This is a genomic window from Planomonospora alba (genome assembly GCF_039534085.1).
Classification (GTDB): domain Bacteria; phylum Actinomycetota; class Actinomycetes; order Streptosporangiales; family Streptosporangiaceae; genus Planomonospora_B; species Planomonospora_B alba.
The window spans coordinates 1-12,088 of record NZ_BAAAUT010000101.1 but is presented as its reverse complement, the minus strand read 5'-3'; the positions used below and the strand labels follow the sequence as shown (position 1 = coordinate 12,088).

Here is a 12,088-nt window from a genome sequence, read left to right as displayed (position 1 = left end):
CCGCGACCCTCACCTTGGCAAGGTGATGCTCTACCCCTGAGCCACTTCCGCGTGTGTTCCCGGGAGACCCGGTGTCACGGAGAGAACTTTAGCGAATAGGCGGCGACTCCCCAAACCGGATCGCCCCTCCGGGACCGTGCGGCGGGAGAATGTAAGGGTCTAGCATGGGGCACACCGGTTACATCGAATGCGAGAGAGTGACAGCATGCACGACAACGTGGTCGTGGACATCGGGCCCGAGCCGCTGACGTTCGCCGAGGTCGTCGCCGTCGCCAGGCGCGGCGCCGCCGTACGGCTCACCGACGACGCCGTGGCCGCCATGGCCGCGGCCCGCACCCGCGTCGACGAGCTCGCCGAGAGCCCCACCCCGGCCTACGGGGTCTCGACGGGCTTCGGAGCGCTGGCCACCCGGCACATCGACCCCGCGCTCCGCGCGCAGCTCCAGCGCTCCCTGGTCCGCTCGCACGCCGCCGGGTCCGGGCCGGAGGTGGAGACCGAGGTGGTCCGCGCACTGATGCTGCTTCGCCTGCACACCCTGGCCACCGGCCACACCGGTGTCCGCCCGAAGACCGCCAAGACGCTGGCGGGCCTGCTCAACGCGGGCATCACCCCGGTCGTGCACGAGTACGGCAGCCTGGGCTGCTCCGGCGACCTCGCCCCGCTCTCCCACGTGGCCCTCACGATCATGGGGGAGGGCGTCGTCCGCGACGCCGCCGGGAACCTCGCCGACGCGGCCGAGGCGCTCAAGCAGGCGGGCATCGAACCGGTCGAGCTGGCCGCCAAGGAGGGCCTGGCGCTCATCAACGGCACCGACGGCATGCTGGGCATGCTGGTCCTGGCACTGGACGACCTGGCGCGGCTGTTCACGACCGCCGACATCGGCGCGGCCATGAGCGTGGAGGCGCTGCTCGGCACCGACCGGGTCTTCGCCGCCGACCTGCAGGCGCTGCGCCCGCACCCGGGCCAGGCCGCCAGCGCGGCCAACCTGCGCGCGCTGCTGGCCGGCTCCGGCATCATGGCCAGCCACCGGGACGGCAGCTGCACCCGGGTCCAGGACGCCTACTCGCTGCGGTGCGCCCCCCAGGTCGCCGGGGCCGGCCGCGACACCCTCGCGCACGCCGCCTCGGTCGCCATGCGCGAGCTCGCCTCCGCGGTCGACAACCCGGTGGTCCTGGCCGACGGCCGGGTGGAGTCCAACGGCAACTTCCACGGCGCCCCCGTGGGCTACGCGCTGGACTTCCTGGCCATCGCGGTCGCCGACCTGGCAAGCATCTCCGAACGGCGCACCGACCGCATGCTCGACGTGGCCCGCAGCCACGGCCTGCCCGCCTTCCTCGCCGACGACCCCGGCGTGGACTCCGGCCACATGATCGCGCAGTACACCCAGGCCGCGATCGTCTCCGAGCTCAAGCGCCTGGCCGTCCCGGCCAGCGTGGACTCCATCCCGAGCTCCGCCATGCAGGAGGACCACGTCTCCATGGGGTGGTCGGCCGGGCGCAAGCTGCGCCGCGCGGTGGACGGGCTGGCCCGGGTGCTGGCCGTGGAGATCCTCACCGCGGCCCGCGCGATCGACCTGCGGGCGCCGCACCGGCCCGCGCCCGGGACCGGGGCCGTGGTGGCGGCCCTGCGCGAGGCGGTCCCCGGCCCCGGCCCGGACCGCTTCCTCGCCCCGGAGATCGAGGCGGTGGTCCGGATGATCGGGGACGGCACGCTCGTCGCCGCGGCGGAGAAGGCCACCGGGCCGCTGGCCTGACAGGCCGGGCCCGGGTCCGGGCCCGGGTCCCGGGCCGGGTCCCCGTGGCCGGAGCCCGGGCTCCGGCCACGGGTCCGGGGCCCGCCGGGGCGTGCCCGGGGGCCCGCGGAGGTCACGGCACCCCGGGTCCCGCCGCGGAGGCGCGGGGTCCACGGAACCGCGGGGCCCATGGGGCCGCGGGGTTCACACCGCTCCCGGGACGACCGCCGTCACCTCCGCCTCGATCAGCAGCCCCGGCCGGAACAGCCGCGACACCTCCACCGTCGTGCTGGCCGGCGGTTCGCCGGTGATGAAGCGCCGCCGGACGGCCCCGTACTCCGGCAGCAGCGACATGTCGGTGACGAACGTCCGGATGTGGGTCACGTCGTCGAAGGTGCACCCCTGGTCGGCGAGGATGCGCGCCAGCGATTCCATGACGTGCTCCGCCTGGCGCGTCATGTCGCCCTCTCCGACCACGTTCCCGTCGGCGTCCAGCGCCACCTGTCCCGAGACGGACAGCAGGTTCCCCGCCCGGGTGGCGTGGGAGTAGAGCCCGTTGGTCGCCGGGACCGAGGCGGGGTTGACCTTCCCGACCCCGGTCCGGCCGGTCCCGGGCCCGCGGCCGCCCGCCTCCCGCACGGTGCCGAACACACCGAGCACCTCGCGGCAGCGCTCCAGGTCCTGCGGGGCCCCGTCCCGCAGCCCGGGCGCCGCGTCCGCGAGCACCCCTTCCACCGCCGCCGGGTCGCGCAGCACCGTGACGACGAGGTCGGCGTCCGCCACCGCCTCGGCCGGGGAGGCGGCCGTCGCGGCGCCCTCCACCGCGCGGGGGGTGCGGTTCCACACGGTCACCTCGCGCCCGGCCGCCACGAGCCGCCGGGCCATCGGGGCGACCATGCGCCCCAGTCCGAGAAAAGCGATCACGCCCCCGACGCTAGGCGGCGGCGAGGCATTCCACCAGCGACTACTTTTCATGCAACCCATGCGAAGGAGGAATGTGTTCGAGACCGACGCCCTGCGCCTGCTGGACGCCGTCGCCCGTACGGGCTCGTTCACCGCCGCGGCCGCCGAGCTGAGCTACACCCAGTCCGCCGTCTCCCGGCGCATCGCCTCCCTGGAGCAGCAGGCCGACGGCCCCCTGTTCGAGCGGCTGCCCCGCGGCGTACGGCCGACGCCCGCCGGAGAGCTGCTCTGGGAGCACGCCCGGGCCGTCCTCAACCGCCTGGCCAGGGCCCGCGACGACCTCGCGGGCATCCACGGCGGCTACCGCGGCCGGGTCCGCGTCGGGGCGTTCGCCACCGCCAACGTCGCCCTGGTCCCCGCCGCCCTGCGCGCCTTCCGGCGGGAGTTCCCCGAGGTCGAGCTCGCCCCCGTCGAGGGGCCCAGCGGCGGGCTGCTGCGCCGGATGCGCGAGGGCGCCCTGGACCTCGCCGTGGTGAGCGACTACCCCTCCGGGCTGCCGCGCGACGGCGGCGGCGACCCCGGTGGCGATCCCGGCGGCGATCCCGGCGGCGTCGGGTTCACCGAACTGACCCGCGACGAGCTGTTCGTCGCGCTGCCCCGCGACCATCCGCTGGCGGGCGGTCCGCCCGGCGACCCCGTCGACCTGCGCGACCTGCGCGAGGAGACCTGGATCGAGGCGCCCCCGCCGGGCGGGCGGACCATGCTGGCCGACGCCTGCGCCCGGGCCGGGTTCACCCCGCGCGCGAGCATCCGGATCAGCGAGTGGACGGGCAAGTACGGGTTCGTCGCGGCCGGGCTCGGCGTCACGCTGGTGCCGGCCCTGGCCGTGCAGGCCGTACCGGAGGGCCTGGTGGTCCGTTCCCTCGGCGCGTTCGCGCCGCACCGGACCGTCTACGCGGCGCTGCCGGGCACCGCGCCGCCCGCCGCCCGGGCGCTGGCGCGGCTGCTGGGGGCCGAGGCGCGGCGGCAGGCGGTGCGCTCCTCGCGCCGCGCGGCGGGACAATAGGGGGGTGCACGACTCGTTCGCCCACGTCGGCGGCCTGCTGGCCACCCGGCTCCTCGACGTCACGACCGACCTGTCCGCGCTGGACGGCGAGGGCTGGTGGGCGGTCGTGGTCGACTACGAGGGCAAGGTCACCTGCGCCCGGTTCGGCGACGTCCGGCCCGCCCCGCCGCCCGTGCCGCGCCGGCCCTGGCGCGGCCCGCACCCGTCGCAGTGGCGCAGCTCGCTGGACCGGGCCGCCTACGAGGACGGCGTGCGCCGCATCCGCTCCCGCATCGAGCGCGGCGAGGTCTACCAGGCCAACCTCTGCCGGGTGCTCACCGCGCCGCTGCCCGCCGGCCAGGACCCGGCGGCCCTCGCGCTCAAGCTGGCGGAGGGCAACCCCGCCCCCTACGCGGCCGTGGTGAGCCTGCCGGAGCGCGCCGTCGTGTCGGCCTCGCCGGAGCTCTACCTGTCGCGGGACGGCGACGTGATCGAGTCCCGGCCGATCAAGGGGACCGGGGCCACCGCGGCCGACCTGCTGGAGAAGGACCACGCCGAGAACGTGATGATCGTCGACCTGGTCCGCAACGACCTGGGCCGGGTCGCCGCCGTGGGCTCGGTGACCGTCCCCGCGCTGTGCGAGGTCGAACAGCACCCCGGCCTGGTGCACCTGGTCTCCACCGTCCGCGCCCGGCTGGCGCCGGAATCCGGCTGGCCGGAGCTGTTCGCCGCCACATTTCCTCCCGGCTCGGTGACCGGCGCGCCGAAATCCTCCGCGCTGCGTATCATCGAGGAACTCGAACCCGAGCCCCGCGGCCCGTACTGTGGTGCCGTGGGCTGGGTCGACGCCGACCGGCACCGGGCGTCGCTGGCCGTGGGGATCCGCACGTTCTGGCTCTCGTCCGGTGCGATCCGCTTCGGCACGGGAGCGGGCATCACCTGGGGAAGCGATCCGCGGCGTGAGTGGCACGAGACCGAGTTGAAGGCGTCCCGGCTCATCGCGCTCGCCTCCACCCCTTGAAGGAGATACCCGATGAACGTTCCCGTGTGGGTCAACGGTGAACTCACCGATCCGGCGCAGGCCGCCGTCTCCGTCTTCGACCACGGCCTCATCGTGGGCGACGGCGTCTTCGAGACCGTCAAGTGCGTCGACGGCGCCCCCTTCGCCCTCACCCGCCACCTGGACCGGCTCCGCCTGTCGGCGCGGCGCATGGAGCTGCCCGAGCCGGACACGGACGCGATCACCGAGGGCGTACGGGCCTGCCTGGCCGCCGCACCCGCCTGGCCGCTCGGCCGGATCCGCATCACCTGCACCAGCGGCCCCGGCCCGCTCGGCTCCGACCGGGGCGACCACGGCCTCACCACCGTGATCATCGTCGCGGAGCAGAAGCCGTTCCCCGCCACCGCCGACGTCGTCGTGGTGCCGTGGCCGCGCAACGAGCGCGGCGCGCTGGCCGGGGTGAAGAGCACCTCGTACGCCGAGAACGCCCGGGCGCTCCTCCACGCCAGGGCACGGGGCGGCGGTGAGGCGATCTTCGGCAACACCGCGGGCGACCTCTGCGAGGGCACCGGGAGCAACGTCTTCATCGTGCGCGACGGCCGGCTCGTCACGCCCACGCTCGACTCCGGCTGCCTCGCCGGGGTCACCCGCGCGCTCACCCTGGAGTGGTGCGGGGGCGAGGAGGAGGACGTGCCCCTGGAGGCGCTCTACGAGGCCGAGGAGGCGTTCCTGACCTCGACCACCCGCGACGTCCAGCCGATCCGCGCCGTCGACGGGACCGTGCTCCCGGCGGCCCCCGGCCCGATCACCACCAAGGTGATGCGAGTCTTCGCCGAGCGCGCCGCCGACGACCTCGACCCGTGACCGTGCCGGCCCGCCCGGCCCGGCGGGCCCGTACGGCGCGGGCCGCCCGGGACCGGGCGGGTCAGTCCCACGGCCGGTAAGGGGCCGCACCCGGCGGCGGGGAGGGGCCGTGGTGCCCCGGATACGGGGGACACCCGGAGCGTCCGGGGACCGGCGGGGCCGGGGGGTACCCGAGGTGCCCGGGGACCGGCAGGGCCGGGGCGGGGGCCTGGAGGGCGCGCGGGCGCCCGCTCCGCCACAGCAGCACCGCGCCGAACAGGGCCAGCAGGCCCACGCCGCCCGCGCCCCCGCCGATGACGAGGTAGTCGGTGTCCAGCTCGGGGCCGGTGACCGGTGACGACCCGTCCGGGGTGGCGAGGTGCTCCTTCCCGTCGTGGCGGCGCGGCGTCACCGGCTCAGCCCGGGGGAACCTGGCGGCGGTCACGGCCCGCGCCGCGTCGATCAGGCCGTAGCCCACCTCGGCGTTCCAGCCGCCCGCCGGATGCCTGGCCGTGCGGGTCAGGACGTGCCGGACCTGGCCCGGGGTCAGCTCGGGGTTGCGGGACAGCAGGAGCGCGGCCACCCCCGCGGCCAGCGCCCCGGCAGGCGAGGTGCCGTTGACGGCCTGGTAGCCGCCGGTGTTGCGGGCGCTGACGATCCCCACCCCCGGCGCCGCGACGGTGTTGACCGCCTTGACGGTGGAGAACTCCGCCCGGCGGCCGTCCCTGCCCACCGCGGCGACCGAGATCACCCCCGGGTAGCCCGCGGGGAACGAGGTCTCGTTGAAGGAGTCCCGCCCTCCCTCGTTGCCCGCCGAGGCGATCACCGTCACCCCGCGGTTGACCGCGTAGGCGACCGCCGTCGCCTCGTCGGAGAAGTAGTCGACGACCGCGGACGGCTCGGTGCCCAGTGACATGGAGATCACCTTCGCGCCGTGGTCGACCGCGTAGCGGATGCCCTCGGCCAGCGGGTTCAGCCCGTTCGGGCCGGCCTTGACCGGCTCCTTCTTCCCGGGATCCTCGTCCTCCAGGATCACCTGGACGGAGAGGATCTCCGCCTCCGGAGCGGCGATGAGGACGCCGTGGGCCATGGCCGTGCCGTGCCGGCCCCGGTGCTCGCTGTCCTCGGCGAGCCGGCTCCCGACGAAGGCGGGCCCCTCGGTGACCTTTCCGCGCAGGGCCGGGTGCCCGGCGGCCACCCCGGTGTCCAGCACCGCCACCGTGACCCCCGCGCCCCGGGAGAGCTGGTGCGCCTGCGGCAGCCGCATGGCCGTCGACTCCCATCCCGCCCCCGCCCGGGAGGGCCCGGCCGCGCGGGCGGGGGAGGCGCCCGCCAGCACGGCGAGGACCACCAGGGCGGCCGCGGTCCTCCTCACCGCGCCCTTGCCCGGCGCGCTCCTCCTCGGAGGCGCCGCGGTCCTCGTCCTCGGAAGGACCCCGCTCACCGCGCCTCCTTGTCCGCAAGCCCGCCCAGGTAGGTGGCGAACATCTGGGCCAGGTCGCCCGCCGCGCCCGCCCAGGGCCTGCGTTCCGCGCTCAGCCTGCGCTCCGAGCGCCACGGCGCCGGGATCCGGGTGGCGAGCCGGCCGTCGGCCGCCCCGGTGGTCACCGCGACGACGTGGTGGATGTAGGTCGAGTACACCCCCGTGCCTGAGGCGGCGTTGCGCCGGTCGTCCCGCCACCGGGCGGCCGCCGTCCCGGGGACGGGGTGGCTGCGCACGGCCAGGTCGGGCCGGTCCTCCCGCTCCTGCTCGCCCAGGTACCCGCCGAGCTCGCTCTCGGCCCTGCCGTCGGGCAGGCCGATCACCGCCACGGTGGCGATCATGTCTCCGCTCGGGTCCGCGTAGGTCGCCCGGACCACGCCCTGGCAGCCGGCCGCCTCGGCCCGCTCGGCGGTCCGCCCGGTCAGACCGGCCGCGCAGGAGGTCTGCGGGGCGATGCCGAGCCGTACCCACTGGGCGTTCGCGGCGTCGCGCCGGTCGCCGTGGACGGCCTGCTTCATGGAGATCAGGTCGGGGAAGATCTCCTCGGCGGGGACGTTGCGCCACAGGCCCGCCCAGTAGGCGTCGTTCCTGATCTCCTGCCTGCTGTTCTTCACCCCGTGCAGGGCGATCCCTCCGCCGGCGAGGAGCAGCAGCACCCCGAAGACCGCGAGCAGGACGCCTGCGACCCTCCGCCCGGTGCGGGCCCTGCCGGGCGGAGGCACCGGGGGAGCCTGCGGCGGGACCCAGGAGGGCGGGGCGCCGTAGGGGGGAGGGAGGAGGGAGCCGTACGGGGCGGGACCGCCCCCGGGCGGGAGGCCGTGGCCGTACGGCGGGGGCCCGGGCGGGAGGTGCCCCGCCGCCGGCGGGCTCCCGGGGGGAGGGTGCCCCGCAGGGGGATGTCGAGGAGGCGGATATCCGGGCTGAGCGTGCGGGCCCTGGGGCATCGGTCTCCTGGGACGGGGTCATGATCGGATGGGGACGGACGCCACCATACCGGTCGGACATCAGACGACCGGGACCTTTCCCCGTGGAACGGGGAGCGGTCCCGGCCGTGAGCCGCGCGGGCCCGGCGGTCCTAGTAGGACGTCTGGCTCTGCGGGTTGAGCTCCTTCAGCCGGACCGTCTTCGCCGGGTCCGTCAGCGGGTCGTCGATGCGGAGCACGTCGAGGCCCCTGGTGATGTCGCTGGAGTAGATGTGGCCGTTGTAGTAGTAGGCCGACCACGATCCCCCGACGCCGCTGACCGGGCCGCGCTCGAAGAAGCCGATCTCCCGGGGGTTCTCCGGGTCGGTGAAGTCCCAGATCGACACCCCGCCCTGGTACCACGCCTGCACCATGACGTCCTTGCCGGGGATCGGGATCAGCCCGCCGTTGTGGGCGACGCAGTTCTCGTCCTTCTGCTGCTCCCGGGGGATCTTGAAGTAACCGCGCCGGGTGAGGGTGCGGTCGGGTCCGAGGTCGTAGACGGCGCTGGCGCCCTTGGTGCGCGGGGTGTCGCGGTCGCAGGTGGCGGCCACGCCGCCGCCCAGCTCGTCACCGAAGACGATCTTGGTGGCGTCGTTGTTGAAGGTGGCCGAGTGCCAGATGGAGAAGTTCTCCTCGTCGCTCACGTGCTGGAGCACCCTGGGCTTCACCGGGTCGGAGATGTCCAGCAGGATGCCGTCGCCGAAGCAGGCGGCGGCGGCGAGGTCCTTCTCCGGGTAGGCGGTGATGTCGTGGCAGCCGCCGAGCTCCGCCTGCTCGCCCGCGTCGGCGATCACCGGCGTGGCGACGACCTTCGCCGCCTGCGGGTCGCCGACGGGCACCTCGACGATCGAGAAGATGTTGTGCGGCCCGGGACAGGTCGGGGTGCCCTCCGGGCCGGGGGAGGAGACGTACAGGTAGAGCGTGTCCGCGGTCTCGCCCGGCACGAGGGTGTGGGTGTGCGAGCCGCAGGCGGTGCTGACCGCCGAGACGAACTTCGGGTGGGCCTTGTCGGAGACGTCGAAGATGCGGATGCCCTCCCAGCCGCCGTCCTCCTCGTACTCCCCCCGTCCGGCGCCGCACCCGGGGCCGCTGCGCGGGGTGTCCACGGACAGGAAGAGCAGGTCGCCGCTGACCGAGACGTCGTTCTGCTCGCCGGGGCAGAGCACCCGGCTGACCACCGCGGGCGCGGCCGGGTCGGAGACGTCGAAGACGGTGAACCCCTCGTAGTTGCCCACGAACACGTGGTCGCCCTGGAAGGCCAGGTCGGTCCCCCACGCCTCGGGCCCGTCCAGGGGAGCCGCCGGCGGCACGTTGGCGACGTGGGTGACGTTCGCGCTGCGCAGCACGTCGCCGGAGCCGCTCCGCGGGGAGGCGGGCGCGGAGGAGCCCGCCGCGGAGGGGGGTGCCGCACCGGAGTCCGGCGGCTCGGAGTCCGCGCCGCAGCCCGCCACCACGAGCATCGCCGCCAGCGCGAACGCCAGGGTTGATCGCACAGTGCCCCCATTGATTCGAATGTTTACGCATTATGGATGCTATGGGGATTATGTGCCGGGCGGGTCTCGTCCTGCTGGCGGCGGTGACGGCGACGGCCGCGGCGGGGTGCTCGGCCTCGGCGGCAGGGACGGGATCGCCGCTGGTGGCGGGGACGGGCGCGCCGGTGATCGTGCCGGGCGGCCCGGGCGACGCCGGCCGTACGGCGGCGCCGGGCGAGCGGCTGGGAGAGTCGGAGGCGCGGGTCACCGCGCCCGACGTGCGGTTCGCCGAGGGCATGATCCCGCACCACAGGCAGGCGCTGGAGATGGCGGCGCTGGTCCCGGCGCGGTCGTCGTCGCAGCGGGTGCGCACGCTCGCCGAGCGGATCGCCGCGGCGCAGCGGCCGGAGATCGAGGCCATGACGTCATGGCTGGAGTCGGTCGGCCGGCCGTGGCGGGGCCACGGGGTCCACGGCGACGGCCACCTCCTCACCCAGGAGGAGATGAACCGGCTCAGGGCCGCGAGGGGCGAGGCCTTCGACGAGCTCTTCCTGACCTTGATGATCCGCCATCACGAGGCGGCGGTGACGATGGCCCGCGAGCAGCTGAGGTCCGGCACCGACCGGACGATGCTCGCCGTGGCGGGCGACGTCCTGTCAGGGCAGGGCGTCGAGATCTCCCGGATGCGGGCGCTGCTGGCGTAGGGCCGGGGAGGGCTCAGGAGCTCCAGAGCATGTTGCTGAGCTCGGCGTCGAGGTCCATGAAGTCGGTCTCGCGACCGGCCGAGACCAGCTCGTAGGTCCGGTGCAGGAACTCCGTCAGCGGGGCCAGCGGGACCTCGAACAGGGCCTGCCCGAACGGCGAGGTGAGGCTGATGTGCAGGGTGCGCTCACCGTCGGCGCGGGCCGGCCACACCTGGACGTCGCCGTCGCCGACGCGCCGCACGATGCCGACGGTCAGCAGCTCGCGGGCGAAGATCCATTCGACCGGCTCGTCGTTCCCCACGTGGAAGGCCATCCGGATCGCGTACGGATCGTCGGCCGTGTAGCTGAGTCCGGCGAGCAGCGGGACGGTGCTACGGTCGGGGACCACAAGCCGAAGGCCCAGCTCGGCAGAGACGGTGGTGCTGTTCATCGTCAGCCAAACCTTTTCGTCGTCGGTCCCCTCTGCGGGGCTGTCACTGCTGTGGCGGGCTTCGTCCATGGCTATGACGCGGAACGAAGGAACCCGTAGGAAAGATTCCGCCTCCAGGCCCTTCTGTAACACACATCACAGTGCGACATTTCGGCACCTAGCTGGCCAAACGTCATCAACGGCGTCATATTTCCAAGGGTTTTGCGCATCGTTTCCATCACGCTCGGCTCCCCGTGAGGGGTGTCGTGGGCGAAGGGGTCTAGCTCGGGTCGTACGGGTGCTTGTGCGGATCAGGACGATGCTATGACACCGTAGCCTCCCAGTGGGCCCCATCTTCGGACCTTCGTCCCCTACCGCTCCCAGGCTTCCCGGCCGCCGCTGCCCGGCCCCGGTCGCCGCCGCACCCCGACCGGCGCCGCCCTCAAGATCATGCCGTCATGGATGTCGTTTCGCCAGTGGTCCCGGATTGCTGTATGGTTTTCCACGTCGGAACCGCGAGGGTCCGGCAGGGCGGGCGATTAGCTCAGCGGGAGAGCGCTTCGTTCACACCGAAGAGGTCACTGGTTCGATCCCAGTATCGCCCACCACCGCGAAGGCCCGGAGAGACTGATCTCTCCGGGCCTTCGCGCCGTTCGGGGGGATGCGCGACGGCCGGCGGCGCGCCCACCCCGCCGCCGGGGACCGGTGTCCTCCCCGTGGCCGCGGCTCGCGGACGCCCCGCGGGGCTCCGGCCCATCCCGCCCGGCCGGGCGCCGGGAGGACCGAGGGCGCCGGGAGCGGATCCCGGCGGGACGTGCCGGGCTCCGGGGCCGGGGGGCGGACGGGCCGCCCGGCTTTTGTCCGCTGCGGGAGCCGGCTTTCCGAAAGCTTTCATTGTCCGATATCCGGGACGGCCGGGAAACTTTCATCGGATATGCCGCGGTGAATCGCGGAAATCACCCGACCTGCTTGGCGGAAACAGCAGGTGGAGAAGCATAAGGCGAGGTCGGCGCGGCTGTCTCCGCCATGGGAGGAGGGCGTGGGCGGTTGACATCCGGGAGTGCCGGACCGGACTCTGTGGTGGGCGCCGGTGGAACCGGAAAGGCGGTTCCACCGCGCCGGGCACGGCTGACGGAATGGCGGAGGAAGCCGTTTTACGGATATCGGGGAGGACGCCGGCGGTGTTCCCCGGTGACCGGTCGGCGCGTCGCCGGTCCGCCCGCCCGGCCGTGCCCCGGGGTTTCCGCGGGACGCCGCGGAAAGGGCTCCGCCCTGCGCGGCGGAGCCGCCGGACGGGCGGGGCGCGCCTCCCTGCCCGGATCCCACCGTCAACCGGCGACTCCGGTCGCGTCCTCTCCGTACGGCCGGCGCCGCCCGTACGGGCGCGACGGACGCCTCCTGCCACGACAGACACGAGGTGATCTGATGAAGCTCGACCGGCTCCACGGACCGGTGCTCTCGCTCTTCCGCGCCGTGGTCGGCCTGCTGTTCGCCTTCCACGGGCTGGCGTCGATGTTCGGCGTCTTCGGCGG

At 74.4% G+C, this 12,088-nt stretch carries 10 protein-coding genes and 1 tRNA gene; 6 read left to right on the top strand and 5 right to left on the bottom strand.

All coding sequences use genetic code 11. The features are described from left to right. Nucleotides 1–205: 205 nt before the first annotated feature. Nucleotides 206–1,753 carry a histidine ammonia-lyase gene (hutH, locus tag ABD823_RS33285; protein ID WP_344866729.1) on the top strand — a complete coding sequence of 516 codons (1,548 nt, stop codon included), beginning with the start codon at nt 206–208 and terminating at the stop codon, nt 1,751–1,753. Nucleotides 1,754–1,936: 183 nt separating this feature from the next. Here the strand turns inward: hutH and ABD823_RS33280 are convergent, their stop codons facing one another. Continuing rightward, nucleotides 1,937–2,656, bottom strand: a complete 720-nt coding sequence (locus ABD823_RS33280) for a Rid family hydrolase (protein WP_344866727.1) — start codon at nt 2,654–2,656, stop codon at nt 1,937–1,939. A 73-nt stretch (nt 2,657–2,729) separates the two neighbouring features. Between ABD823_RS33280 and ABD823_RS33275 the strand changes: the two genes are divergently transcribed. Genes ABD823_RS33275 through ABD823_RS33265 form a run of 3 tightly spaced genes read left to right on the top strand, consistent with a single transcriptional unit; the run spans nt 2,730 to nt 5,544 of the window. Then, on the top strand, nt 2,730–3,701 hold the full coding sequence (locus tag ABD823_RS33275; protein ID WP_344866725.1) for a LysR family transcriptional regulator: 972 nt from the start codon (nt 2,730–2,732) through the stop codon (nt 3,699–3,701). A 4-nt stretch (nt 3,702–3,705) separates the two neighbouring features. Then, a complete protein-coding gene (locus ABD823_RS33270) occupies nt 3,706–4,701 on the top strand; it encodes a chorismate-binding protein (protein ID WP_344866723.1) in 996 nt (331 codons plus the stop codon). A gap of 12 nt (nt 4,702–4,713) precedes the next feature. Further along, the gene (locus ABD823_RS33265) at nt 4,714–5,544 is read left to right on the top strand and encodes an aminotransferase class IV (RefSeq protein WP_344866721.1); all 831 of its coding nucleotides are present in this window, start codon (nt 4,714–4,716) and stop codon (nt 5,542–5,544) included. Nucleotides 5,545–5,605: 61 nt separating this feature from the next. Here ABD823_RS33265 and ABD823_RS33260 read toward each other — a convergent pair whose 3' ends face one another. The 3 genes from ABD823_RS33260 to ABD823_RS33250 form a co-directional block, all read right to left on the bottom strand. Continuing rightward, nucleotides 5,606–6,967 carry a S8 family serine peptidase gene (locus tag ABD823_RS33260; protein ID WP_344866719.1) on the bottom strand — a complete coding sequence of 454 codons (1,362 nt, stop codon included), beginning with the start codon at nt 6,965–6,967 and terminating at the stop codon, nt 5,606–5,608. After that, nucleotides 6,964–7,728: a hypothetical protein gene (locus ABD823_RS33255; protein WP_344866717.1), complete on the bottom strand. Its 765-nt coding sequence runs from the start codon at nt 7,726–7,728 to the stop codon at nt 6,964–6,966. Before ABD823_RS33255 ends, ABD823_RS33260 begins: the two co-directional genes overlap by 4 nt. Before the next feature lie 353 nt (nt 7,729–8,081). Next, a complete protein-coding gene (locus ABD823_RS33250; protein WP_344866715.1) occupies nt 8,082–9,464 on the bottom strand; it encodes an LVIVD repeat-containing protein in 1,383 nt (460 codons plus the stop codon). A 41-nt stretch (nt 9,465–9,505) separates the two neighbouring features. Between ABD823_RS33250 and ABD823_RS33245 the strand changes: the two genes are divergently transcribed. Then, on the top strand, nt 9,506–10,147 hold the full coding sequence (locus ABD823_RS33245) for a DUF305 domain-containing protein (RefSeq protein ID WP_344866713.1): 642 nt from the start codon (nt 9,506–9,508) through the stop codon (nt 10,145–10,147). A gap of 13 nt (nt 10,148–10,160) precedes the next feature. Here ABD823_RS33245 and ABD823_RS33240 read toward each other — a convergent pair whose 3' ends face one another. Continuing rightward, nucleotides 10,161–10,577: an SsgA family sporulation/cell division regulator gene (locus ABD823_RS33240; protein ID WP_344866711.1), complete on the bottom strand. Its 417-nt coding sequence runs from the start codon at nt 10,575–10,577 to the stop codon at nt 10,161–10,163. A 512-nt stretch (nt 10,578–11,089) separates the two neighbouring features. Here ABD823_RS33240 and ABD823_RS33235 point away from each other — a divergent pair. Continuing rightward, a tRNA-Val gene (locus ABD823_RS33235) sits at nt 11,090–11,164 on the top strand. Nucleotides 11,165–12,088 lie beyond the last annotated feature (924 nt).

What these genes read in the sequence shown, in the direction of transcription:
- ABD823_RS33240 (WP_344866711.1), bottom strand. Translation starts at nt 10,577, where the DNA reads ATGAACAGCACCACCGTCTCTGCCGAGCTGGGCCTTCGGCTTGTGGTC.
- hutH (WP_344866729.1), top strand. Translation starts at nt 206, where the DNA reads ATGCACGACAACGTGGTCGTGGACATCGGGCCCGAGCCGCTGACGTTC.
- ABD823_RS33265 (WP_344866721.1), top strand. Translation starts at nt 4,714, where the DNA reads ATGAACGTTCCCGTGTGGGTCAACGGTGAACTCACCGATCCGGCGCAG.
- ABD823_RS33245 (WP_344866713.1), top strand. Translation starts at nt 9,506, where the DNA reads ATGGGGATTATGTGCCGGGCGGGTCTCGTCCTGCTGGCGGCGGTGACG.